The organism is Paenibacillus sp. LPE1-1-1.1 (assembly GCF_040676435.1).
Lineage (GTDB): Bacteria > Bacillota > Bacilli > Paenibacillales > Paenibacillaceae > Pristimantibacillus.
Genome location: NZ_JBEGHY010000023.1, coordinates 581,121 through 607,597, shown reverse-complemented (window position 1 = coordinate 607,597; position 26,477 = coordinate 581,121). Strand labels below are relative to the sequence as shown.

The window sequence follows — 26,477 nt, the reverse complement described above, 5'->3', positions numbered from 1 at the left end:
GTATTCTGTAAAATATAAAGAAACATACGTTTGATGGGAGATGGACGGTCATGAACCGGTTTACGGGAAAAACCTCCGGTTTGGAGGAGTGGCTTACGCAGGTGCGGGAAAACACCGAAATTATGGATAACGTTACGCACTGGCGAACCCTTGCTCCGCGTGACGCGCGTACCGCTCCGCTGCCGGAAGGCCTGCACCATGCATGGAAGGAAGCGCTGAATTCCCGCGGGGTCAGCGAATTATATACGCATCAAGCCGAAGCATACCGCGAGGTGCGGGCCGGACACCATGTTGTCGCGGTGACGCCAACGGCTTCGGGCAAGACCTTATGCTACAATCTGCCTGTGATGCAATCTCTGCTCGAGAATGAAGAGGGCAGGGCGCTTTATTTGTTTCCGACGAAGGCGCTGGCGCAAGACCAGGTAGCTGAGCTGCAAGCGCTCGCTGATTTAATGGACGCAGGCATTAAAACACATACCTATGACGGGGATACGCCGCCAACGGTTCGGACTGCGATCCGAAATGCCGGACATATCGTGGTCACGAACCCGGATATGCTTCACTCGGCGATATTGCCGCATCATACCAAATGGGTCAAGCTGTTCGAAAATATAAAGTATATCGTTATTGATGAAGTCCATGCCTACCGAGGCGTGTTCGGGAGCCATGTGGCGAATGTTATTCGCCGGCTTAAGCGAATTTGCAAGTTTTACGGTTCGACGCCGCAGTTCATATGCGCGTCGGCCACGATAGATAACCCTCAAGAGCATGCAGAGCGTTTAATCGGTGAGAAAGTAAAGCTTGTCGACAATAACGGCGCTCCGATGGGAGAGAAGCATTTTGTCTTTTACAATCCTCCTGTCGTTAATAAACAGCTGGGCATTCGCCGCAGCAGCGTGCTGGAGACCCGGAAGCTCGCCGGGCTGCTGCTGAAACAGGGAGTTCAAACGATCGTATTTGCGCGAAGCCGTGTCCGCGTTGAGCTTCTGCTGACCTATTTGCAGGAATTGATCCGCGATAAAATTAACGATAAGTCGATTAGAGGGTACCGGGGCGGATATTTGCCCAAATTGCGCAGAGAGATTGAACGGGGCTTGCGGTCGGGCGAAATCCGCGGCGTTGTCAGCACGAATGCGCTTGAGCTTGGCATTGATATCGGACAGCTGCAAGCCTGTGTTTTGAATGGTTATCCGGGAACGATCGCAAGCACCTGGCAGCAATCCGGACGCGCGGGGAGAAGGCAAGAGAGCTCGATTACCTTTATGGTGGCGAGCAGCAACCCCTTGGATCAGTACATGATCCAAAACCCGGACTTTTTCTTTAATCGGCCTCCTGAGCGGGCATTGATCCATCCCGATAATTTATTGGTGCTTATGGATCATGTCAAATGCGCGGCATACGAGCTCCCATTCGAGGCCGGGGACACATTCGGCTCGGAATCGCTTGAGGATATGATGGAGTTTCTCGTGGAAGAGAAGGTGCTGCATCAAGCGGGCAACCGGTGGTTCTGGATGGAGCAATCCTTTCCGGCACATAACATATCGCTGCGCTCAGCGGCGCAGGAGAACTTTGTCATTATAGATAATACGAACGGCAGCCGGGTATTGGGAGAGGTTGACCGGTTCAGCGCTCCGACGCTCATCCATGAGGAAGCGATCTATATCCATGAAGGCGTGCAGTATCAGGTCGAGAAGCTTGACTATCCGGAGAAAAAAGCCTATGTGCGCGAAGTTAGCGTAGACTATTACACAGATGCTAACCTTGCAGTCGAGCTGAAGGTGCTGTACGTAGACAAGGAGAGAGAGTCTGGGGAGCTGATTAGGCAATACGGTGAACTTACGGTCAACGCCAAACCGACCATTTTCAAAAAAATCAAGCTTCGCACGCATGAAAATATAGGCTCGGGGCCTATACATTTGCCGGAGGAAGAGCTGCATACGAGTGGTTACTGGTTCTCGTTCAGCGAGGAAGCGGCAGCGCGCAAAAGCAAAAACGAAATGCAGTTTGCATTGCTGGGCATTGCGAACGTGCTCGTGCATATCGCTCCCCTCTATTTAATGTGCGATCCTTTTGATATTAGAGTCGTACCTCAAGTAAAAGCTGTCCATACGCAAAAGCCGACGATTTATTTCTATGACCGATACCCCGGGGGAATCGGGTTAAGCGAGCGTTTATTCGAGGTTCATGACGAACTCATTCGTCAAGCCAAATCATTGATACGCGCTTGCACATGCTTAAGCGGCTGTCCCGCCTGCGTTGGCCCCATTGAAGAAGTGGGTCTTCTCGGAAAGCAGCAGGCGCTTGAGCTGCTGAACGAAGCGGAGGGTACGCGATGAGCGGAATGCGCGATAGAATGAACCGTTTGCGGGGGGAAAGCGCCAAGCAGGAAGAAGTAATTGAAGAATCTCCCGAACTGACAGAGGAACCCATGGCGGTGCTATGCGATGAGGAGGAGGAGGAAAAGCTTTCACCTGTTTGGGCTGCTTTTGGCGTTAAGCTCGCAACGAATGAGACAGGCAGCTTTCTGCTGCGAAAGATAGAATATACAATAAACCATCGCCATGGTTTGCATGCGCTCAAGGAGCTGGAAGAGGCAGCTCCTGGTTTATCTGCCTTTCATGCCAATCAGCAAATGGCCGCTGAGCAAATTTTGTTTCTGGATCTGGAAACGACAGGCCTTGGCGTCGGAGCGGGGAACGTTCCTTTTATGGTCGGCATAGGCTATATGTCAAAGGGGCAATTTGTCATTGAGCAGGCCTTGATCAGGCATCCTGCCGAAGAGAGAGCGATGCTCATGTATTTGGCGGATAAGCTGCAGCAATTCACTTATTTATCCACGTACAATGGCAAGACATTCGATTGGCCGCTTGTCCAGAGCCGTTTCATTTTGAATGGGCTTGGCCGTAAAATGTGGGAGCCCCGGCATCTCGATTTTTTGCATCCGGCGCGTTCGATTTGGAGAAACACATTGGTTTCGTGTAAGTTAAGTCATGTCGAGGAAGAACGCCTTGGCATTCAACGCGAGGATGACGTGCCGGGCTCTCTGGCGCCTCAGCTTTATTTTCAATATTTAGCGAGTGGAGATCCCGCGCCGCTTGAAGGCGTTTTTCGTCATAATGAAATCGATATGCTCTCCCTCGCTTGCCTCGCGATTCGATTTGGGCATTTATTGAACGGCAATATCGAATCGTATATTCCACTTCCGGATGAGCCGGAGGAAATGGTTCGTACGGGACTCTGGCTTGAACGAATGGGGAAAAAAGAGCTGCCTGTTCAATTGTTCGATACCGCCATGCATGCTGAACAATCGAATCCGTCTACGCTTCTCATGCTTGCTGCACGTGACAAGAAGGCTGGAAATTGGGTTCGGGCTGTGTTATTGTGGCAGAAGGCTATTATACATTCCGCCTCGCATTTTGGTCCGGCCGCCCATGAAGCAAGTATCGAGCTTGCCATGTATTACGAGCATAAGCTGAAGGATTATGAGGCTGCTTTAGGGCATGCAAATACCGCTTTTGAACATGCCATGAATCATTCTCTGCTTATTCGCCGCGATACCAAAAAAAGAGCTGAGCTCGAGGCACTGCGTAATCGCATCACGCGCTTGCGGCGGAAATCCACAAAACATATTCAATAATGAGCATTTTAATTCTGGCTGCGATTGTTGGGTAGGGAGCGTTTTCTTATCTGGCAATCAAAGTTAATAAAGTTGATTGCAGCGAAAGCCGTTCTCGCTTGGGAGGATAACACCAATGACAAATAAAAATCCTGCTATGCGCGGATTGCTTATTGATCTTGATGGCACGTTATATCATGGTACGCACCGAATTGATGATGCGGATCGACTTATTTCATATTTGAAAGAAACGAAGCTTCCATTTCGCTTTGTCACGAACAATTCATCGTCAACGCCGGAAGAGGTAGCTGAAAGACTGCTGAAGATGGGGATCCCCGCGGCTGCAAAGGATGTATGCACCTCAGCGCAAGCAGCTGCGGAACATATTGCGGAGATCAAGCCGGGAGCATCTGTATTCGTAGTAGGGGAAGCGGGTCTTAAAAAAGCCGTTCAGGATGCGGGCTTAGCTTTAACGGAGGAACAGCCGGATTTCGTGCTGCAGGGAATTGACAGGACCTTTACCTACGAGCGCTTAACAAAAGCGGTTCGGTATATTCATGGCGGAGCGGATTTTGTAATGACAAACCCGGATTTATTGCTCCCATCTACCGACGGCCTCATTCCCGGAGCAGGCTCCATCGGGGCCATGCTGCGTGCGGCAGGCGGGAAAGAACCGATTTTAATCGGCAAGCCCTCATCCGTTCTTATGAAATATTCACTTAGGGAAATCGGTTTAAAAGCTGAAGAAACATGGGTAGTCGGGGACAATATGGCTACAGACATCGCTTTCGGGGAAGCTGCCGGATGTGGTACGATTCTTGTTTTGACCGGGCTTACGACTGCTGAAAATATGTCTTATTATATGGAGCAAGCAGGATGTAAACCAACCGTAATTTGCAATCACTTAGAAGAGCTTCGTTCTTATATATCTGATCACAGGGAAATATGAGATTTCGTAAACGAAGAACATAGGAAGGAAGCGAACTTTCATGCAAGAACTGCCCGAACTGGATATTTATCGGACTTTTATCGCGGAGCATTTCGCAGGAGCCCAAATAACCGGTATCGAAATAACGAATGCTAAGATTTTTCAAGCAAGCGACGAACAAATACAGCGAGATGTTGTAGGCAAGATCGTATGGTTTGTAGAAAGAAGAGGCTTATATTTAGTACTGCATCTGGATAATGGGAAACGTCTGTTGCTCCATTTGGGGCAAGGGGCTTATTTGTATAAGGGAAGCGAGGCCGATAAACCAAGCCGCGCCGCACAGCTGAAGCTCATTTTTGGAGAAGCAGTTTTGTATGGCGTCGGATTGAGAGCGGATGACTTGCAGCTTTTAACGGTAAAGGAAAATGAGGAAAAGCTGGGTAAGCTTGGACCAGACGCCCTGGACAAAAGATTGACATTGGAACGTTTTATCGGGCGTTTTGCCAAAAAACGCGGAGCCATAAAAACGGCGTTAATGGACCAAAATGTAGTTTCAGGAATCGGCGCCGCATATTCGGATGAGATTTGTAATGCAGCCGGGATCCGTCCCGATGCAAAAATTCCTATCTTCGAACACGAAACCTGGGAACGCCTATACGGAGCGATGCATAATGTAGTAAGGGAAGCGATTTCAAACGGCGGAGCGGGCGAGCATGCTTTTTCGGCAGAGGATAGCCATACGGGGAAGCATCGCGATCAATTTCGAGTTTATGACCGTGAAGGCCAAATGTGCCGGAGCTGCGAAGGCGTTATCGAGAAAATCGATGTTTCTGGCCGGAAGGCATACGTTTGTTCGAACTGCCAAAAGGATCAATGAATAAGCAAGCTTTGAATCTATTCGTTGAACGGGGGTTTCATTCATGATCCATGTGTACTTAGACGATTACCGAGTATGCCCCAAAGGATTCGTTCTTGCGAGTAATGCCGAAGAATGCAAGCAGCTTTTAGATCACGAGAAAGTTGGCATCCTCTCACTCGATTACGATCTTGGCTGGGCTCAGCCCACTGGCTATGAAGTGGTTCGCCATATCGTTGAAACAGGGCGTTATCCGGAACAAATTTACTTACACACCTCAAGTGCAGCAGGCCGTATGCAAATGTACCATATGCTATCCGAAAGTGCTCCGGCTGAAACCAAGCTGCATAACGGTCCGATGCCGGACGCTCTCTTAATGGAAATAGCTGCTCGTTAACTTCGTTATGTCTGCCCTTTGGGGTTTTAACAAAAGTTTAAAGGAGTATTCTAAACCTTCAAATCTTTTCGTTGCAACCCTTGCCACCCTCCCTTCCAAGGGAGGGCGGCAAGGGTTGTACACTCTGAACACTCGCAGCTGGAACAACATAATGTTAAACCGACGTGATGAATAGTTTGGTGAGAGGATGGAGCGCTTTCGTTCCGAGAGACAGGCTTACAGTGGGGCTTAGGAATGGAATCAGATAGGATTGGACAAGCATTCCGTGAGAATTTTGCGTTAATGATAATAGAATTGGTTTTATTTCGTGGTACTAATTGGCGTTTCTTGCTCGAGAAGGACTCCATTGGTTATTGATTCTAAAATTAGGATCAAGTTTAGTTTCACGAAATGTGACTTATTCGGTTATAATGCAAGCAATGGAAATCAATCGAATGTAGCTGACGACGGAGACTGACTCGTTGCTAGCGCTTAGGTGAAGCGGCTTCGCAGTGGGCATATCTATTGCCGATAGGCAGTAGGTGAAGTGATTAATAATAATTAACAGGAAAAACTCCCGTTAAATTGTGTTGTTTGGGATAAACTGAGGAAAACACAGCTTATTAGATGGAGATTTTCCAGTTAAATCCATCCTTCATTTTTAAAAATTTCTTTTTAATAGCTGCTCTAATCATATTTTCATAAGCAAGAGATCACTCTTGTGAGCAGGGAAGAAACGGTCCAATCAAGGGACCGAGGGTAATTCATATACGAAAGAGGTTTAACATACGTGAGTCAATGGATCGGAACGGCCAATCAAACTTATGCACCTTATGCGATGGAAGAACTTCGCAGGCTCTTTGACGGTGCCGCTTTCACGCAGCTTGCGGCAGGTGAAGTATTTTTAATGTCGAGCCCGCAAAATCGGGAAGAGACGCTGCAAGCTATACAACAGCAGGAACCGATCTTTTTACGCCATTTCCAGCCGGTGGATCGTACGATCGACATAACAGGAAACGCGAATGATTTCGAGGAACTTTCGAATATGGTCCGCAACGCCGTGCTGTCCTTTGAAAGTAAACGGGTCGCTGTGCATATTAGGCGAACCTCCAAATCCGAATTTGTTTATTCGGCTGCGGACACGAAAGCCGTTCTGGACGCGGTGCTTGAAGAGATCGGAGCAGAGCCTGTCGTCCAGCAGCCGGATATCATAATTGCGATTTATGCTGCGGCAACCCAGCTGTATGCAGGATTCGGTGCGCCAGCGGACATGCTGTCGGATTGGCCGGGCGGCGCTGTTCGTTTTCAACGTGAAGAAGGACAGGTATCCCGGGCAAAATTCAAACTGCTTGAAGCAGAAAGGGAATTTGGCCTAAATTATGCCGGCTACCAAAATGCACTCGATGTCGGAGCAGCGCCGGGCGGCTGGACTTCGCTGCTGCTGGAACGCGGCTTACGCGTAACGGCGATTGATCCAGCAGAATTGCATCCGTCCTTAATGGCCTATCCGACCTTGACCTATTTAAAACGGAACGCATCGGAAGTTAAATTTAATCCCGCCACTTTTGATCTGCTCGTATGTGATATGAGTTGGAGTCCGATGCTAATGTGCAAATTGGTGCTTGATCTTGAGCCGGCGCTCAAAGCCGGCGCTACAGCGATTATCACGGTGAAGCTTATGCACCGGAAACCGCTGCAAACCATCCGAGACGTGATTTCCAGATTATCAACGGAATTCGTGCTTCAAAAAGCGAAACAGCTGTTCCACAATCGAGAAGAAATCACGCTATATTTGATCAAAAAATAACATGAGCCGCCCCCGCCTTCAGGCAGGGCGCTCTTTTTTGATCTTTCTTGACGCTGCGACGGTGAAAGGAGACTGTTGAAAGTGCCCAATTTGAAAGCGCTTTATACTAATTTGAGAATTAAGCATAAAATGTTTGTGCTCATTTCGGTCATCATGCTGGTTGTTGCCGTGCTTGCTATCATCATTCAACAATATGCCTTTGATTTTTACGATCAAGAAATATACAAGCAGTCTTCAAAGGCACTGAGCTTATCTTCAATCAGTATCGAGAACGAGCTGAAAAAGATGGAGAAGCTTACTTTTATGCTTGCTACGGATTCGACCATTCAGCGTTATTTGCGTTCCATTAAAAGCGGGCTATCCGATTATGACAATTATGTCTTGCGGTTGACGGTTAAAGAACGTATGGTCAACATCGGCGCGCTTGATAAATACGTGCTTTCAGCGCAGCTATATGACGTGAATGACAACGAATACGCGGTCGGAGCCAATTCGATTACCGTGTACCAGGACCGCTTGAATGTGTATAAGCAGGCAACTTCCGTGAATCAAGGGGGAAATACATGGATTGCCCCCTATAGCAACGATAAGTCTCTAGTTGCCGCGCGTGAGGTGAGATCGTTCGAACAGTTGAAGTTGGATTACATTGGCACATTAGCGCTTCGTATTGACATGAACAAGCTGTTCAGGGATTTAGCGAAAGGGTTGAACAGTAATGATGCGCAGTTAATTATTTTGAAAAATAATGAAGCGGTTTATCCGGAAGCTTCCGCATTACCGATTGAATCATTAGCTGCCTTATCCGGAAATGAGGGATATAAGGTCATACGGTACGAGGGGAAGCAATATTTCGTCACCTTTATCGCTTCTACCTATACCGATTGGACGTATTATACGCTGATCCCGTTTGACGATATTTTTGAACGCGTGGTCAAGGTGAAAAATACGATTATCTTAATTTTTGCTGTTCTGTTCATTGTCATCCTGTTGATTGCCGTCGGATTCGCGAATGGCATAACCGAGCCTATCGAACGTTTGAATGCAAAGATGAAACGAGTACAGCTGGGCAATTTTTCCTATATCGAAGAACCGAATGAACGAGCGCTTGCGATGGATGAAGCCGGGCAAATGCACCGGAATTTCCGCATTATGGTCGAACGGATCAATGAGCTCATCCATGAAAACTATGTCAAGCAGCTGACCATTCGCGACACGGAGTTTAAAGCGCTTCAGGCACAAATCAACCCGCATTTTCTGTATAACACCTTGGAGTCCATTAACTGGTCGGCGAAGCTGAGCAACCAAACGCATATTTCACAAATGGTTGAAGCGTTAGGCTCTCTCCTTAGAACCTCCATAAATCTGAAGGAGCCGCTTATTCCGCTTAGCAAAGAGCTTGATATCATCAATCATTATGTAACGATTCAGAAATACCGCTTCGAGGAACGCCTTGATTTTAACGTCGACGTACCTGATAAGCTGCTTCATTGCAGCATACCGAAGCTTTCGCTTCAGCCGCTTGTTGAAAACGCGATTAACTATGGACTAGAACAAATGATTGATACCTGCACCATAAATATTCATGCGTATACAGAGGATGATCGGTTGTTTATCGCGGTCGAGGATAACGGGCCAGGCATGGAGCAGCAATTTGTTGCGCAGCTGCTAAGCGGACAAGTGAAAACGAAGGGCTCGGGACTAGGATTGAAAAACATCGAAGACCGCATCAAGCTTTTATATGGAGACGCATACGGTCTGCAGGTTGAGAGCGAGCCAAATGGAGGTACGAGAGTTAAGCTTATGCTTCCGTATGAAATGAGGGATTCCCATGTATAAAGTATTGTTGGTAGATGATGAACGAATCATCGTTGAGGGCATTTCGCTTACGGTAAAATGGAACGAATATAATACGGAGCTCGCTGGAACTGCCCGCAATGGACTCGAGGCGATGGCATTTATTGAAAGCCATATGCCGGATATCGTAATATCCGATATCAAAATGCCGGGGATGAACGGTTTGCAATTGGTTGAGAAAGTATATGAGAAATTTCCGCACATCGCTTTCATCTTATTATCCGGCTTTAGCGAATTCGATTATGCCAGGACCGCCATGCAATTCGGAGTAAAACACTATTTGCTGAAGCCCTGCAATGAGAACACGATTACAGAAGCTTTGACGAACGTGATAACTGAGCTTGAGGAACAGCAGTCGCAGGAAAAGTTCATGCACAATATTCAAAAGGAATTGTCAAAGGTGCTACCTCATGCCAAGGAGCAATTTTTGAAGGAGCTCGTCACGAACAAAACGTATGGTCAGCGCGATTGGGACGACTACGGCAACCTGTTTCATATCACGGTAGAAAATGACAGGGTACAGCTGCTTTTGTTTCAAATCGAAGGGAAATTTGAGTTTGAGCACATGTTCGCCGTCAAAAATATAGCGCAGGATGTTATTGGCCAATCGATAGTCCTGCTCAGCACCACGATCGGAAAGCATGTACTCTTGCTAATAAAGGCGAGCATCGGCACAGAAGCTTTATTCGCAAAGCTCAATGAAATCAAACAAACCTTCTCGACTTATTACAAGCTCGATGCAACCGTTGCGGTAAGCGACGAAGGCCCGATTACCCATGCCCGTAAAATGTACCGGGAAACATTAGAGTGCTTAAACTACCAGTTTTATTTGGGTGAGGGCAGCATCATAACGCAAAAGGATGTCGAACGAGGCGATGAAAGCACGCTGAAGCCGTTCATTTATGATGAAGAGCCGCTTTGCATGCATGTAAAGTCGGGAGACTGGGCTTTTGTCCAAGCGGAGCTGCAAAGCTATTTTGCCTTGCTGGCGGAAAGCCGGATGGATACGCATCTTTCGAAATCCTATGTCATCCCGTTATATATTTCGATCGTGCGTCAAGGAAGACCGGAAGAGATCAATGATTATCTTACAAAGATTGCGAGCTTCGAGCAATTTCACACGTTAAGAACGATCGAACAATTCGTTACCGAAAATGCCGAGCAAATCTGCTTGAACAATTTTCAAACCCATTCCAAAAAGCATTCGCTCATTATCGATAAGATGATCAACGTAATTGATGAGCAGATCTCTAACCCGGAGCTGTCGCTCAACTGGGTAGCGAGTGAGATTTTATATATGAACGCCGATTATTTGGGCAAGCTGTTTAAAAAGGAAACGAATGAAAAATTTTCAAACTACGTCGTTCGTCTAAGAATGGAGAGGGCCGTGCAAGAAATCGAAAAAACCGGCGACGTGAAGGTATTCGAGCTTGCGGAAAAATTCGGATTCGGCGATAATCCGCAATACTTTAGCCAAGTATTCAAAAAGCATACCGGATTTACGCCATCCGAATTCAAAAGGTCGCCGTAATGGCGACCTCTGTTTTTTTAACAAAGAAAGCGGTTTTTTTAATTCCGACAATTCGACATTCGACCTATAATAAAGCTTGTAAACAACATTAAAGAGTTTGGAAGGGGCGTAACACAATGAAAGCACCGAAGAAAATGCTTTTAATGATCATGGCTGTTGCACTGGTTCTCGTAAGCGCTTGCGGAGGGAATTCCGGCAACGGTAACGCAACGAACTCCACGAACACACCTAATACTAACAACGAAGTAAAAGAGGAGCCGTCAGAAGCAAAACCAGTTACACTGCGAATCGCATGGTGGGGCGGACAGCCTCGGCATGATTACACGATGAAAGTCATTGAAATGTACAAAGCGAAAAATCCGCATGTCACGATTGAAATGGAATATGCGAACTATGATGATTACTGGAAGAAGCTAGCGCCTCAAGCGGCTGCAAACGAGCTTCCAGATATTATCCAAATCGATACTCAGAACTACTCGCAATATGCAGGCAGAAATCAACTCGCTGATTTGACACCGTTCATCGGCAACCAAATCGATGTTACCGACATCAGCCAAAACGCAATCGACGGCGGTAAATTAGGCGACGGGCTTTACGGAATCAACCTTGGCGTTAACGCACTCGGCTTTAACTATGACCCGGCGCTGCTGAAAAAGGCAGGCATTGAATCTATCCCTGAAAACTTCACTTGGGACGATTACGTAGAAATGGCTGGCAAAGCTAAAGCTGCTGGACTTTACTTCGATAACGGCATGCGTCCTGAAGTATTCTTCGGCTACTACCTCCGTACATTAGGCAAAACATTGTTTAATGCAGAAGGTACCGGCCTTGGTTATGAAGATGACAAAATGTTTACAGATTTCTTCGGAATGCTTGCTAAGTTGGTAATTGACGGCGCAGTACCTTCACCTGACGTGCTTGCGCAAATCAAAGGCGCGGAAGACAGCCACCTTGTACTTAACCAAGGCATCGGCGTATGGCAGTGGTCGAACCAATATGTAGGCTTGCAGCAAGTTGCAAACCGTCCGCTTGCAATCGCTCCAATGGTTGGTCCTAACATGGAAAAAGGTTTGTTCTTGAAACCGAGTATGTTCTTCTCCGTGTCTGAAAATTCGAAAGCGAAAGAAGAAGCGACTAAATTTATCAACTTCTTCGTAAATGATATCGAAGCAAACAAATTGATTCTGGGCGACCGCGGCGTTCCTGTATCGTCGAAAGTCAAAGAAGCCTTGAAAGCCGTTTCCACGGAAGCACAAATCCAAGTTTATGACTATGTTGCTTGGGCTGAAGCAAACAGCTCCCCAATGGATCCAGCTGATCCGATCGGTTCTGCTGAAGTATTTAAATCCTTAACCAGCCTTGCTGAGCAAATGAACTACAACAAAATCAAGCCGGAAGAAGCAGCAAAGAAATTTAGAGACGAAGCAACCTCCATTCTTAAGAAAAACAAGTAATATTGTTTGAGCAGATGCGATGGTTGGTCGGAAGATCGGCCATCGCATTTTCTTAGAAACCGAAGAATCGGCTAGATAGACTTCGTATAGGAGTTGGATAAGATGAAATCGCTATCACTGAAAAACAACTTGATCGGTTACACCTTTATTGGACCATTTGTTATCGGATTTCTATTATTCACATTGATCCCGGCAGCAGCATCGTTATATTTTTCCGTTACAGATTATGATCTTCTCTCGACACCATCCTTTATCGGATTAGAGAATTACTCGACGATGTTTACGGATGACTCGAAATTTTGGGCATCGCTTAAGGTTACGTTCCTGTACGTATTTATCGGAGTTCCGCTTAGGCTGGCTTTTGCGCTTTTTATTGCAATGATATTGAATACAGCTTCGAAAGCAATCGGGTTATATCGGACGGTTTATTATCTTCCTTCCATTATTGGCGGCAGCGTTGCGGTTTCCATTATGTGGCGCAACCTTTACGGAGACGAAGGAGTTATAAACATATTTCTGAATGCACTCGGTTTAGATAGCGTGAGATGGTTTGCGGAACCGGCAGCTGCGCTCTGGATGCTGATTACTTTGTCAGTATGGCAATTCGGTTCTTCTATGCTTATTTTCCTTGCAGGACTCAAAAATATTCCGCCAGAATTATATGAAGCATCCAATGTTGACGGTGCAGGACCCATTATTCGGTTCTTCAAAATCACGATTCCAATGCTAAGTCCCATTATCTTGTTCAACACGATCATGCAGACCATTGGCGCATTTATGACCTTTGTTCCAGCGTACATTATCTCCAAAGGGGAAGGCGGCCCGCTTGACGGTACGCTGCTCTACTCACTTTATCTGTTCCGTCAGGCGTTTGTTTATTTCGATATGGGCTTCGCGTCCGCGATGGCATGGGTTATGTTGATCATCATTGCCATTTTGACAGGAATTCTGTTCTATACCTCTAAGAAATGGGTTCATTACGAGTCGAAAGGTGGCCATTAATCATGATCTTAAAAAAACTGAAGTGGCCGATCTACCATATCTTTGTCGCAGCGCTCGCATTAGTCATGGTGTATCCCGTTTTATGGCTGTTAATGAGTTCGTTCAAGCAAAGTAACCTTATATTCGCAACCGCGGATTCACTCATTCCGCAGCCTTGGATTTGGGAGAACTACAAAATAGGCTGGGTGGGGATCGCAGGCCAATCCTTCGGGAATTTCATTATGAACTCGCTTGAAATCGTAGTGATTTCAACGATCGGAGCGGTATTATCTTCGGCCTTTATCGCTTTCGGATTTGCGAGACTTAACTTTACGGGCAAAACGTTTTGGTTTGGCATTATGATGGTGACGCTCATGCTTCCGCATGATGTCGTGCTTGTGCCGCAATATATTTTGTTCGCGAAGCTTGAATGGCTGAATTCGATTAAACCGATTGTTATTCCACAATATTTCGGTATTCCGTTTTTCATCTTTTTGCTAATTCAATTCATTCGGACCATTCCAAATGAACTTGATGAAGCGGCAACCATCGATGGCTGCGGAAAGTTCCGCTTGTTTTTCCGGATCATCCTGCCGCTCGTCGTTCCTGCACTCGCGACTGCTTCTATTTTCTCCTTCTATTGGAGATGGGAGGATTTGCTCGGACCGGTCCTTTATTTGAACCGCCCAAGCTTATATCCGGTATCCATGGGGCTAAAAATGTTCCTAGACAGCGATACCGTCTCCAACTGGGGCGCGATGTTCGCGATGTCGATCGTAAGCTTGATTCCTGTGCTTGCCATTTTCTTCGCTTTTCAGAAATACATTGTTGAAGGCATCAGTACAAGCGGTTTGAAATAGTCAATCATTTGAATTAGGGGAGAGGAAGATGGAAATGCCTCAGCTTCAATTTGATGAAAATCATATTCGGGAAGTCATTGACCGTGTAGTAGACCGTACCTTTAGAATGGACTTTAGCTGGGATTGGCCAGGCGGCGTAGCTTTTTACGGAGTGGCCGAGGCTTACGAAGCTACGGGAAACGAACATTATATTAAATTGCTGCAAGAGTGGGTAGACGAGAAGCTGGAGGATGGACTGCCTAAGCTCTCCGTGAACGGCGTATCCATTGGACATGCGCTCATCTCCCTTTATAAAGCAACCGACAATCAAAACTATTTGGATGTGGCCATTCAAATGGCCGAATACTTGAAAAATGACGCCGTTCGTTTTGCGGACGGAGTTTTTCAACATACGGTGAATTCGGAGACTTACAATTTTCCAGAGCAAGCTTGGGTTGACACGATGATGATGGCAGGCTATTTCCTCGTCCGTATGGGGCATCTGCTTGGCCGTGCGGATTATTTGGAGGACGGCTTGAAGCAGTATCATGGACATGAGCATTTTCTCCAGGATCCCGTATCGAATCTGTATTACCATGGCTGGGATAATATCGCCCGGAACCATATGTCCTCCATCTTCTGGGCACGCGGCAACTCATGGGCAGCACTAACGATGGCCAAAGCTTTGCCGCATATCGCGGTACAGCACCCATCCTTCATGATTATCGAAGGCTCTATGCGGGATCAGCTAAGCACGCTTGTGCGTTTACAAGACGACAATGGGCTGTGGCATACCGTCCTCGACGATAAAACGTCTTATCATGAAACTTCGGGATCAGCTGGAATCGCTACAGGTTTGTTCGCCTTCGGTTCTTTGTATAATAAATACATTCAGCGGTCTATCGATGGTATTTTAAGCCAAATTACCGACGACGGCGCCGTGCTGAACGTATCCGCCGGAACCGCTGTTATGAATGATCTGCAAGGTTACCGCGATGTCGCACATAAGCGAGTTCAAGGCTGGGGCCAAGGCTTGGCCCTTGCTTTTCTGGCGGAGCTGCTTAATTCCAAGAATCGTGTATTCTAACGAAACGAATTGTTGTTATTGGATTAGCTTTTATGATAAAGTTGCACTAATAAAAGATGGATCGGGAAAGCATCCTGATGCCGTTTGTGAATTTAGCAAACGGTGTCGGGATGCTTTTTTTGTTCTTAAGGGAGTCTATGATGAAGGGCATGGCAGGGCTGTTTGACCCGTATCCGATCGGAACGGTAATTGATGACCGTTATCGGATCGTTGGAGTTCTGGGACGTGGCGGAATGGGGATCGTGTACGCTGCGGATGATTTGAGGCTTGCCAATAAGCTCCGGGCGATTAAAGTCATTGCTCCGATACCCGGAAATGGCAGATACGCGGAAGAAGCACAAATGCTGATGAGAATTAGTCATCAGCATTTGCCATTAATCGTAGATTATTATCCACCGAGCGAGCATGGATTTGAAGCGCTCGTTATGGAATACATTGAGGGGCATACGATAGCTGAACTATACCGCACAAAGAGCGCTATCCTGACATTTGCGCAAATAATGGAAATTGCTTTGCAGCTTTGCTCGGCGCTCCGTTATTTACATGCGAATGATCCGCCGATCATTCATCGGGATTTAAAACCTTCGAATGTGATGATCGATTCCAAAAGGAAGGTTAAGCTGATTGATTTCGGCATATCCCGTCAATACAAGCTGGGGAAAGAGCAGGATACGGACCGGCTGGGAACCTTAGGTTTTGCAGCGCCGGAGCAAGCAGGAAAAGGACAAAGCGATGAAAAAACGGATATATACGGTTTTGGAGCACTCTTGTTTTTTATGGCGAGCGGAGGGATGATTTACCGATACAACGAAGGGAATATAGACAGCAGGGATCCTATTGGGCACCTGTCTCGCAATATCCCGAATCCTTTCAAAAAGATGCTGCGATGCTTGCTGCAATCGGATCCGAGGATGCGATACCGTTCCATGCAGGAGGTTGAAGAGGCGCTTGCGCCGTTTGCGCAATCCCAAGGTTTTAACGAAGAAATGAAATTGATTGCGGATCACAACCCTTATTATGGACAGCATTTCGTGTGCCTTCTTTCACTTGCGCCCGGATCGGGCGCAACCTTCATCACGCATGCGCTTGCTAATCTGTTGGCATCCGGTCAAGATTCCGTTACGGCAGCCGAATATGAACATGCAAGGCCGGAATGGCATGCATGGCTTTCCGGAAATAAAAGGCTGAGCGAGAACGCGAACGTGGTGCAGGATCATTACGCGCTGGATCTTCGGTACGAGCGTTATAAACTTGATCAGGCTTCTCTGAATTGGTTTGCGTTGAAGCCGGAACATCGTTCAGATATTAGGCATGATGATCATCGCTTTGAGCAAATGCTTCGCCAAGCAGGCGCTTCGATAAATTTAATCGACATATCGGGAAAATGGACGGAACCGCGTGCGTGGCAGCTCATGAAGCAAGCGACACTTGTGATAGTGGTGGGCGATCCGGCCGTTGTGAAATGGCAAAGAAGCGAGCTGAGGAAGCTGGTTGATTTGAAGAATGAGCTGGAATCAACCAACGCTCGACTGCTTTTCATTGCGAATAAGGATATTGCTTTTTACGGCCGAACCGAATGGCTGCATCTATTTCCAGGTCGTCCGGTGGCCATCGTGCCTAAACTGCCGGAGGAGACGATGCTCTCCTTGCAGTGGCGCGGGCTGTGGGCAACCGACGACAAACGTCTCAATAAAAGTCTAAAACTAGCGTTATCGCCCATTTTAAAGCTGCTTTACAATGAAATGAACACAGGATGATCATTTATGTGGTACAATAATACGGGCAAAAAGAGTGAATACGCATGGGTTGAATATGGTTTATATATGAATGGAGATAAAGACGAAAATGAGTTTGTTAACAGTTGAGCAATTATCACATACGTTTGGGGACAGGGTATTGTTTAGAAACGTATCCTTCCGTTTGCTGGCGGGGGAGCATGTCGGTCTTGTCGGCGCGAACGGAACCGGCAAATCGACGCTCATGAATATTTTGACGGGTAAATTATTAAAGGATGAAGGCAAGGTGGAATGGACGCCTCGCGTTCGATATGGCTATTTGGACCAGCACACGAAGCTTGAAGCGGGCAAAACCATCCGTGACGTGCTGAAGGATGCTTTTCTTCCTATGCTTCTTTTAGAAGAAGAATTAAACAACATCGCATCGCAAATGGGTGACGCCGATGCAGATACGCTTGACGAGCTGCTCGTGCGTATGGGCGAGATCCAAGAGGAGCTGGAAATCGGCGACTTTTATTTGATCGATGTAAAGGTCGATGAAATGGCAAACGGATTGGGCTTAAATGCAATCGGTCTAGACCGCGACGTAACAGCTCTCAGCGGGGGGCAACGGACCAAGGTTCTCCTAGCCAAGCTGCTCCTTGAGAAGCCAGGCGTACTGCTGCTCGATGAGCCGACGAACTACTTGGATGAAGAGCATATCAATTGGTTGACCAACTACCTGAAAAATTATCCGCATGCTTTTGTTCTTATCTCGCATGAAACTAGCTTTATGAATCAGGTCGTTAACGTTATTTACCATCTTGAATTCACGAAGCTGACCCGCTATTCAGCGAATTACGATAAATTCCTTGAGATGGCTGATTTGAACAAAGCGCAGCATATCGACGCTTATGAGAAACAGAAGGATTTTATCAAGAAGCAGGAAGAGTTTATACAAAAGAATAAGGCTCGCGCTTCGACATCGGGCCGGGCGAAGAGCCGGGAGAAGCAGTTGGACCGCATCGACCGTATCGACAAGCCTGAGGAAGCAGCAAAACCAACTTTTCAATTCAAAGAATCCAGAACGAGCGGTAAAACCGTATTTGAGGCAGAAGGTATGGTTATCGGTTATAACCGGCCGCTTTTGCCGGAGATGAGCATGGTCATTGAACGGGGTGACAAAATTGCAATCGTCGGTTGTAACGGTGTCGGCAAATCAACGCTGCTAAAAACAATACTCGGCGTTATCCCGCCGCTGGACGGCAAGACGTATCTAGGCGATTATTTAAATCCGGCCTACTTTGAACAGGAAGCAAAAGCGCCGACGATGACGCCGCTTGAGGATGTTTGGAATGAGTTTTCCTTCATGAACCAGCATGAAGTGCGCGCTGCTCTTGCACGCTGCGGCTTAAAGAACGAGCATATTACCCGCGCGCTTAACCAGCTGAGCGGGGGAGAACAAGCTAAGGTGCGTATTTGCAAGCTGATGATGCGCGAGAGCAACTGGATTTTGTTCGATGAGCCGACGAACCATTTGGATGTGGTCGCTAAAGCCGAATTAAAACGAGCGCTTAAGGCTTACAAAGGTACCGTTGTGCTCGTATCCCATGAACCTGAATTTTATGGAGATTGGGTAACCAAAACCTGGGATGTTGAATCATGGGCGATGCAAAACCAGATCTAATATAAAGCTATGGCAAAGTAAGCTGCGGCAAGCGTCAACGCTCGCGGCGATCGCCGGTCTACTCTTTCAGTAGATCGGCTTACTTGCATTTGCGAAACGTCTTCATTATGATAAATTTAAGCATTCTTGCAGGAGAATGCCATGAAGTTTAATATGCAATTCGATTATTTACAACTGGAAGCAGGTGTACCTCTAAGATGAAAGAACGAATTCTTGTCGTAGAAGATGAAGCTGGTATTTCTCGTATACTTCAGCTGGAACTGGAGCATGAGGGCTATACGGTAGGCACGGCAGCCGATGGCCGCAAAGGTTATGAAATGGCATCTACAGGGGAATGGGAGCTGGTTCTGCTCGATGTGATGCTTCCCGAGATGAGCGGTATTGAAGTATTGCGATTATTAAGGCAAGCCGGGAATCCGGTACCTATTATATTATTAACGGCGCGGGATACCGTTCCGGACAAGGTTAGCGGCTTCGAACACGGTGCCAATGATTATATTACAAAACCGTTTGCGATGGAGGAGCTGCTGGCCCGCGTCCGCAACATCCTGCGTATATTCCAGCAATATCCGAAGGAAGCGGAAGGCTCGGACATGATTAAGGTCGGCGATTTGACGATTGAGCTGCGGACTCGCAAAGTGTACCGCAAGGATATTTTAATCGAATTGACGCCCCGTGAGTTTGAGCTGCTCGTTTATCTCGTAGAAAATAAAAACGACGAAAAATCCCGCGAGGATATTTTATCCGAGGTTTGGGGTTACGATTTTATTGGCGAAACGAATCTCGTCGATGTTTATATCCGTTATCTGCGCCAGAAGCTGGACAAGGGGTACCGTCATAAGCTGATCCATACGGTGCGGGGAGTGGGCTATATGATTAAGGAGCCGGACGCATGACACTGCGCAAACGGTTTACGCTTTTTACGATATTCTGGCTTATCTTTATTTTGATCCTCTTTAATATTTTCGTCTATTTCTACGTCATCAAAATTACGACGGAAAGCGAAGAAGAGGTTATCGCGAATAAGGTGAATCTCATGCTCGAGAATCCCCGAATTCAAAGCGGTCGAGGATTGAATTATCCGGAGCTGCTCAATGAGTATTACAACGTAAATGAAATGATCCGCATAATTGCGCCTAATAACAGAGTAGTCAATATTACCGGCTCGGACGAGCTGCTTCAGGAGCTGCCAGCCGCCTTTGAGACCCATCACCATACGGGGATGATCACGAAAGGCGGAGAGCGCATCCTGTTCATGCGGGTTCCGTTATATGACGGTAACCGCGTCATTGCGATGCTTGAGGTTAATCGGATTTTGGATGAGCTTGATAATTACTTGCAGGTATTGGTCGCAGCGCTTAGCGTGACCAGCGGCGGGGCGATCTTGTTTGCCATTTTCGGGACCTATTGGTTTACATCCAGATTGACGGCGCCTATTCAACAAATGGTCAATACCATGAGAGAAATCGACCGCAGCGGCAAGCTTAGGCAGATCGAGCTGAGCAGCCGTGAAGAATCCGCGGAGCTGCTGCAGCTCGTCCGCGCATTTAATCAAATGATCGAGCGGCTTGATCGCACCTTTGCTAAACAAAAGCAGTTCGTTGCAGATGCCTCGCATGAGCTCAAAACACCGCTAACCGTTATCAGCAGCTATGCAGGCATGCTGAAGCGTTGGGGACGGGATGACGAGAATTTGCGGGATGAAGCGATCGAAGCTATTGATAAAGAAGCTAATCGGCTGCAGAATCTGACGAAATCGATGCTGATGCTGGCGGAGGCCGAACAAGAGGATTGGCTGCGTCAGGAGCTCTTCGATGTGGTGCAGGTGGTTGATGAACTGGCGACGATGCTTCAAACGACGTTTGGACGGCCTATACGAGTGAAGGCGATGTCCAAGGTTGTGCGGATGGTCGGCGACAAGGATAAGATTAGGCAGCTTCTGGTCATTCTTCTGGACAATGCCATCAAATATTCGAAAGATCCGATCGACATCACGATTACGCTCGTTAGGCATATCGTGAAGATCGAAGTTAAGGATAAAGGAATGGGTATTCCGGAAAATGAGATTCCCCATCTGTTCGAACGCTTTTATCGGGTTGACGGGGCAAGAAGCCGCGCGACCGGGGGCGTGGGTCTTGGACTATCGATCGCGAAACGGATCATTGATCTGCATGAGGGAAAAGTAGATGTTTTTAGCCTGCCTGATTTAGGCACGACGATTACTTTGCAGTTCAAACAGCGCAAACAATAACCTAAAGAGGGAGGCAGGTTCAATAATGAAATTCCGTACGGCAGCTATACAATATAAGCTGGCAGACATTGATTCATTTGAACAATTCGCGGAGCAAGTGACTCATTATGTGCGAAATGCATCAGAATACGACGTTCAATTTATCTTATTTCCAGAGTTTTTTACGACGCAATTAATGTCTATCGGCGATGAACATGGCAAAGCGCTGTCAATCGACCGCCTGCCTGATTTCACGGATGATTATTTACGTTTATTCCGTTCCTTGTCCGCTGAATACGGCGTTTATATCATAGGCGGAACCCATGTGATCAAAACGGCTGACGATAGCTTGAGAAATGCTGCCCATCTGTTTCATCCAAGCGGTAAAGTCGATGTGCAGCATAAAATCCATATTACGCCCTCGGAAGTAGAAGGCTGGAACATGTCGGCTGGCGAAGCTCTTGAAGTTTTCGAAACGGAATACGGCACCATTGCCATGCTAACCTGTTACGATATTGAATTTCCGGAAATCGTCCGGATGGCTCGGGCAAAGGGAGCAGACGTCATTTTCTGCCCTTCCTGCACAGATGACCGTCATGGCTTCTACCGGGTGAGGTATTGCTGTCATGCCAGAGCCGTTGAAAACCAAATCTATATTGTCACCACGGGTACGGTAGGTTCGCTTCGCAAGGTAGATCTCATGCGAGCGAATTTTGGACAAGCCGCAGTGATCGCGCCTAATGATATTCCTTTCCCGCCGGCAGGCATTTTAAGCGAAGGAATCATAAATGACGATATGCTCGTCGTAGCGGATTTGGATTTGGCGCTGCTGGAAGAAGTGAGGCTGAGAGGTGCCGTAACCACTTGGCGCGACCGTCGTACGGATTTATATACAGACTGGAATTAACTGCAATTATTATTCATTTTTCATCGGAAGGCGGCTTGGGATGCGCAAAGACCTGTACTTATTTGTAAAAGGCAAGCCTCAAAAAGCAGTGATACGCAATTATTCTCAAGCTGATTTCGAAGCTTTAATCGATGTTCAACGCTTAAGCTTTCCTCCCCCATTCCCTGAGGAGCTGCTGTGGAATATCGATCAGCTTTCCGAACACGTCAAACGTTTTCCGGATGGCGCTTTATGTGCAGAGGTTGACGGCATCCTGATTGGCTCAATGACCGGACTCTTGGTTAATATGCAGGACTATGGCCATTCGCATAATTGGGAAACGGTTACCGCCGGCGGATATATTCGCAATCACAATCCGGAAGGGGACACGCTCTATATCGTAGATATTTGCGTGATTCCGGAATTCAGGCAAACAGGGATTGGCAAATGGCTGATGCAGTCGATGTATGAAACCGTTGTTCAGCTTGGACTCGTCAGGCTGCTCGGTGGCGGACGCATGCCTGGTTATGGACCGCATGCCCAAGATGTTACGCCAGAAGCCTATTTGGAAAAAGTGCTGACCGGGGAATGGAAGGATCCTGTTTTAACCTTTTTGCTGCGATGCGGCCGAATGCCAGTCGGCATTGCCCGCGAATATTTAGAAGATGAACAGTCAAATAACTGCGCTGCCATTATGGAATGGCGCAATCCATTCAAATAAAGGAGATCTACGAATATGCTGACCTACCATCGGATTACATCCATCGAGGATTCTTATTTTGCTTCCTTACATAAGCTTTTGCAAACGATTTTTCCGCCGGAGGAAGTACTTGCCTATGAGCTTTGGCGGGAGCCGCTCGAGGATCCAACGATTCACGTCTATGCTGCCATTCATGAGGGAGAAGTAGTCGGATCAACGGAATATCGTTACTATCCGGAGCTGCGCGTAGCGATGACTGATTTTACGATAATTGGCAAGCCTTCGCTTGGAATAGGAAGATTTCTGCTTCGCAACCGGGAGCGTGATTTAGCTAAGTTGGCCGGGCAATCGGGTACGACGCCAATCGGAATGTTTGCGGAGGTGTATGATCCTTACCGTGCAGAAGAGCATGCTTTCGGCGGCGTTTCGCCAATGAATCCGTTTGTTCGCCGCGAAGTGCTCTCGCATATCGGTTATAAGCGGATCGACCTCGCCTATGTACACCCGTCATGGGACCATGAAGGTCATGCCGTTTCCGAATTGGATCTATGCTTCCTGCCGCAAGATGAGGAAATGTCTTCCATCGACGCTGACTTAGTTGCGGAATTTCTAGAAGGGTATTATGCAGCTCTGCCGAATAAGCCGGAGGAATGGATTCGCATGATTGAACAGGTTCGTGCAGCGGGTACATTAGGGCTTTTGCCGTTATGACGGAGCTTATTTTTAGGGGCACCGGCGATTCCATGGGCGTTCCGCGCATTTATTGCGATTGCGAGGTGTGCGCGGAAGCTAGAAATACAGGGATCAACCGTCGCCTGCGTTCATCTGTCCAAATAGAGGATGAGGATGCAGGAACGGTCTGGATTGACTGCGGACCTGATTTCGCAAAGCAATTAGAGGCAGCCGAATTGCGGAAGATAGATACGCTTCTCATTACGCATGCTCATTTTGATCATATCGGCGGTCTAGTCGAATGGGCCGATGCTTGCCGCTGGACCACTAAAAGAGGCTTAGCCTATGCACCGTCTGAAGTGATTAAAGAGATCCTCGACCGTTTTCCATGGCTGGGTAACCAGATTCAATTTGAGTCCTTTGACCAACCGATTCAATTGGGTAAATGGCAGGTATCCAGCTGGAGAGTCAATCACGGAAAAAATGGATATGCCTATGCTTTTCGCTTCGAGAATAGGGATACCGGCTATAAGTGGGTATATTGTTCCGACTCGATCGGCTTAACAGACGAGCAGCAAGCAAAGCTGGCTGCATTGGATTTGCTTGTGCTTGGAACAAGCTTTTATCATGAGCCTTTTGCCTATGAAACAAGATCTGTTTATGACGTGCTCGAAGCGGTCGAGCTAGTCCGTAAATGGAATCCTAAACGAACGTTACTCACGCATATGTCTCATGACATTGATCTTCAAAAAAACTATGAGCTGCCTGAGCAGATGCGTTTTGCCCATACAGGCTTAAAGATTGACCTGCAAGTGCGATAACGAAAAACCTTAGGCTTGACAAACAGCTCGTCTTTTTTGTATATTATGGAAGAAACCTTTTTATTATTACGCTTAAAGGGGAAATCTTAATGTTTGCTGGTGTCCTTAACTCATAAATTGGATATGGTCAGATATGATTTGGTCTTGCGACGGAGGCTCGGCGTTTTTATGCCCTGCTGCGAGGCTCTATTTCGTGATCTGGCGCCAAGAGTTATGGACATGAGGATTCCCGCCTGAAGCTATTCGACAGCGGCCCAATCACCGTGCTCACGCAGCGCGGTTTTTTTATACCCATTTTCAGGAAGACGTCGATTGCGAGCGTTTGAAAAGGGGATTGGAGCTTAGTCGATTGAGACAGAAGTGGAACGCACCCGCGTTCTATTTCTGTCTTTTTTTTATTCAAAATCAGAGGAGGCAATAAAAATGAATGAAGCATCTTGGAGAAGATTAGAATTTGATAAAGTGAAAGAAGCTATGATTAGCTATACCGTATCGCCGGCGGGTCGGCAATTAGCTGAACGTCACGAGCCCAGCGTAAAGCAACGTCAGGTTGAGGCATGGCTGCAGGAGACGGAGGAAGCGGCGCAGCTGCTTGGAAGTGGAGCAAGCATCCCGTTATCCGCGATGGACGGTATCGATCCGTTTCTGGCTCTCCTGGGCAAAGGAAGGATTTATCACGAACAAGAATTGGAGCAATTGTCCGTATGGCTGAGATCTGTCGTGCAAATGAAAAAATATATGAACAGCAAGCGCGATATCGCTCCAACGATAGCTTCCTATGCTGAATCCATGTATGATTGCCCCGATCTGCGTGAAGAATTGAACCGCTGCCTGCGGTACGGTTTAATTACGGATCAAGCGAGCACTGATCTTGCTTATATCCGCAGGCATATTTACGCATCTGAAGATAAAATCCATAAGAAAATGGAGCATGCCGTAAACAAATATAAATTTTCCTTGCAGGAGTCGGTCATTAGCAAGCGTCGAGACCGGTTTGTCATAGCCGTCAAAAGAGAGCTTCGCAAACAGGTTCCCGGAACCGTATGGGACGAATCCGCGAGCGGACAGACCTTGTTTGTCGAGCCGCTCGATGTGGCAGACCTTCAAGTCGAGCTGCAGCAATGGAAAGCGGAAGAGGAAAGGGAGCGTACGGTCATTTTAGCACGGTTATCAGAGCTGGCAGAGTCGTTTTCCTCCGAGCTCTTTCGCAATGTAGAGGCGATGGCTGCCTTTGATTTTATTACGGCCCGTGCCAAGCTTTCACGTTCTTATGGCGGGAATAAAATCAAGCTGTCCGAGCAGCCGGTCATCCGTCTTGTGAGTGCTCGCCATCCGCTGCTGGGCCAAAAGAGCATACCGCTTCATGTAGAGCTTGGTTATAGATGGAAGCAGCTGATTATTACGGGACCCAATACGGGCGGTAAAACCGTAACCTTGAAAACGATTGGCTTGTTTGCGCTCATGGTGCAATCGGGGCTGTTGGTCCCCGCGGGTGAAGGTAGCGAAATCGGTATATTCCAGCATGTCCTTGCGGATGTAGGCGATGGTCAAAATCTGGAGCAATCGTTAAGCACTTTCTCCTCTCACATCACCGTGCTGAAGGAAATGCTCGAAGCTGCCAGTCCTAGGTCGCTGTTATTGCTTGATGAGCTAGCAGCGGGAACGGATCCTACAGAAGGAATCTCGCTCTCTATCGCTTTATTGGAGGAGCTGCTGAAGCGAGGGGCATTAGCAGCGGCTACGACTCATTTTAACGAAATTAAAGCATTCGCCGCTCGCACAGCAGGATGCCAGAATGGAAAAATGGCCTTTGACGCAGAAACGTTAAAGCCGCTTTATCAATTAGAGATGGGAGAGGCCGGGGAAAGCCATGCGTTCGCGATAGCCAGGCGGTTCGGATTGCCGGAGGTAGTCATGCTCCGGGCAGAGCAATTGCTGGAGAAGAAGGAACCCGTTATTTCGGAGTCCTTCGCGGATGCGCTTAACGAGCAACAAGGTTCTGCTGAAAATCTTTCAGTCTCTGAACACGACGGAGCGGTGTCTTCTGTATTAATTACGGAAACAAGCGGAAAAACTGATACGGAAACGGTTAAAGCGTCTGCCAAGTCATTTGTCAAAGGAGATGCCGTCTGGATTTACCCGCTTAACCGGATGGGAGTGGTTTATCGGCCAGCCGATGAAAGAGGTAACGTCATTGTTCAAGTCCAGGGGCAAAAGCTTACCTTTAATCGCAAGCGCATGAAGCTTTATATCGCGAAAACCGAGCTATATCCGGATGAGCAATATGATTTGGACATTGTTTTCGAATCCAAGGAAAACAGAAAAGCCCGCAAGCTGATGAGACGCAAGCATGTGGATGGCCTTTCGATTGTTACGCCGGAAGAAGAGCAATATTGATTGTTGTTGAAGTACACTTGATTTGCTTAGAAGAAACAGC

21 protein-coding genes are annotated in these 26,477 nt (G+C 47.3%); all 21 read left to right on the top strand.

Annotated features, from left to right (window positions below):
- Positions 1-50 precede the first annotated feature (50 nt).
- The 21 genes from MRBLPE1_RS19435 to MRBLPE1_RS19335 all read left to right on the top strand — a co-directional run bounded on the left by MRBLPE1_RS19435 (position 51) and on the right by MRBLPE1_RS19335 (position 26,437).
- Positions 51-2,336 (top strand): DEAD/DEAH box helicase, encoded by a 2,286-nt coding sequence (locus MRBLPE1_RS19435; RefSeq protein ID WP_364148562.1) that lies wholly within the window; start codon positions 51-53, stop codon positions 2,334-2,336.
- Complete coding sequence (locus MRBLPE1_RS19430; RefSeq protein ID WP_364148559.1) at positions 2,333-3,637, top strand: ribonuclease H-like domain-containing protein; 1,305 nt, start codon at positions 2,333-2,335, stop codon at positions 3,635-3,637. The genes MRBLPE1_RS19435 and MRBLPE1_RS19430 overlap by 4 nt, the downstream gene beginning before the upstream one ends.
- 115 nt (positions 3,638-3,752) lie before the next feature.
- Entirely contained in the window at positions 3,753-4,565 is an 813-nt protein-coding gene (locus MRBLPE1_RS19425) for a TIGR01457 family HAD-type hydrolase (RefSeq protein ID WP_364148557.1), read from the top strand.
- A gap of 40 nt (positions 4,566-4,605) precedes the next feature.
- Positions 4,606-5,421 carry an Fpg/Nei family DNA glycosylase gene (locus tag MRBLPE1_RS19420; protein ID WP_364148555.1) on the top strand — a complete coding sequence of 272 codons (816 nt, stop codon included), beginning with the start codon at positions 4,606-4,608 and terminating at the stop codon, positions 5,419-5,421.
- A 43-nt stretch (positions 5,422-5,464) separates the two neighbouring features.
- Positions 5,465-5,797, top strand: coding sequence for a cyclic-phosphate processing receiver domain-containing protein (locus MRBLPE1_RS19415; protein ID WP_364148552.1), 333 nt, complete (start codon positions 5,465-5,467; stop codon positions 5,795-5,797).
- A gap of 769 nt (positions 5,798-6,566) precedes the next feature.
- On the top strand, positions 6,567-7,583 hold the full coding sequence (locus MRBLPE1_RS19410; protein ID WP_364148550.1) for an SAM-dependent methyltransferase: 1,017 nt from the start codon (positions 6,567-6,569) through the stop codon (positions 7,581-7,583).
- Between the two features lie 81 nt (positions 7,584-7,664).
- Complete coding sequence (locus MRBLPE1_RS19405; protein ID WP_364148548.1) at positions 7,665-9,419, top strand: cache domain-containing sensor histidine kinase; 1,755 nt, start codon at positions 7,665-7,667, stop codon at positions 9,417-9,419.
- Positions 9,412-10,968: a response regulator transcription factor gene (locus MRBLPE1_RS19400; RefSeq protein ID WP_364148545.1), complete on the top strand. Its 1,557-nt coding sequence runs from the start codon at positions 9,412-9,414 to the stop codon at positions 10,966-10,968. Before MRBLPE1_RS19405 ends, MRBLPE1_RS19400 begins: the two co-directional genes overlap by 8 nt.
- Positions 10,969-11,084: 116 nt before the next feature.
- Positions 11,085-12,422 (top strand): ABC transporter substrate-binding protein, encoded by a 1,338-nt coding sequence (locus MRBLPE1_RS19395; protein WP_364148543.1) that lies wholly within the window; start codon positions 11,085-11,087, stop codon positions 12,420-12,422.
- Positions 12,423-12,524: 102 nt separating this feature from the next.
- Positions 12,525-13,424, top strand: a complete 900-nt coding sequence (locus tag MRBLPE1_RS19390) for a carbohydrate ABC transporter permease (protein WP_364148541.1) — start codon at positions 12,525-12,527, stop codon at positions 13,422-13,424.
- Positions 13,425-13,426: 2 nt separating this feature from the next.
- Positions 13,427-14,263 (top strand): carbohydrate ABC transporter permease, encoded by an 837-nt coding sequence (locus MRBLPE1_RS19385; protein WP_364148539.1) that lies wholly within the window; start codon positions 13,427-13,429, stop codon positions 14,261-14,263.
- A 34-nt stretch (positions 14,264-14,297) separates the two neighbouring features.
- Positions 14,298-15,329 (top strand): glycoside hydrolase family 88 protein, encoded by a 1,032-nt coding sequence (locus MRBLPE1_RS19380; protein WP_364149752.1) that lies wholly within the window; start codon positions 14,298-14,300, stop codon positions 15,327-15,329.
- A 140-nt stretch (positions 15,330-15,469) separates the two neighbouring features.
- Positions 15,470-17,086, top strand: coding sequence for a serine/threonine-protein kinase (locus MRBLPE1_RS19375; protein WP_364148536.1), 1,617 nt, complete (start codon positions 15,470-15,472; stop codon positions 17,084-17,086).
- Between the two features lie 88 nt (positions 17,087-17,174).
- Positions 17,175-18,731 carry a ribosomal protection-like ABC-F family protein gene (gene abc-f / locus MRBLPE1_RS19370; protein ID WP_364148533.1) on the top strand — a complete coding sequence of 519 codons (1,557 nt, stop codon included), beginning with the start codon at positions 17,175-17,177 and terminating at the stop codon, positions 18,729-18,731.
- Positions 18,732-18,928: 197 nt separating this feature from the next.
- On the top strand, positions 18,929-19,627 hold the full coding sequence (locus tag MRBLPE1_RS19365; protein WP_364148530.1) for a response regulator transcription factor: 699 nt from the start codon (positions 18,929-18,931) through the stop codon (positions 19,625-19,627).
- On the top strand, positions 19,624-20,982 hold the full coding sequence (locus tag MRBLPE1_RS19360) for a HAMP domain-containing sensor histidine kinase (RefSeq protein ID WP_364148527.1): 1,359 nt from the start codon (positions 19,624-19,626) through the stop codon (positions 20,980-20,982). The genes MRBLPE1_RS19365 and MRBLPE1_RS19360 overlap by 4 nt, the downstream gene beginning before the upstream one ends.
- Positions 20,983-21,007: 25 nt before the next feature.
- The gene (locus MRBLPE1_RS19355; RefSeq protein ID WP_364148525.1) at positions 21,008-21,868 is read left to right on the top strand and encodes a carbon-nitrogen hydrolase family protein; all 861 of its coding nucleotides are present in this window, start codon (positions 21,008-21,010) and stop codon (positions 21,866-21,868) included.
- A gap of 40 nt (positions 21,869-21,908) precedes the next feature.
- Complete coding sequence (locus MRBLPE1_RS19350; protein WP_364148522.1) at positions 21,909-22,568, top strand: GNAT family N-acetyltransferase; 660 nt, start codon at positions 21,909-21,911, stop codon at positions 22,566-22,568.
- 18 nt (positions 22,569-22,586) lie between these two features.
- Positions 22,587-23,258, top strand: coding sequence for a GNAT family N-acetyltransferase (locus tag MRBLPE1_RS19345; RefSeq protein WP_364149751.1), 672 nt, complete (start codon positions 22,587-22,589; stop codon positions 23,256-23,258).
- Complete coding sequence (locus MRBLPE1_RS19340; protein ID WP_364148519.1) at positions 23,255-24,040, top strand: MBL fold metallo-hydrolase; 786 nt, start codon at positions 23,255-23,257, stop codon at positions 24,038-24,040. The genes MRBLPE1_RS19345 and MRBLPE1_RS19340 overlap by 4 nt, the downstream gene beginning before the upstream one ends.
- Positions 24,041-24,463: 423 nt before the next feature.
- Positions 24,464-26,437 carry an endonuclease MutS2 gene (locus MRBLPE1_RS19335; RefSeq protein ID WP_364148516.1) on the top strand — a complete coding sequence of 658 codons (1,974 nt, stop codon included), beginning with the start codon at positions 24,464-24,466 and terminating at the stop codon, positions 26,435-26,437.
- The last annotated feature ends 40 nt before the right edge of the window (positions 26,438-26,477 follow it).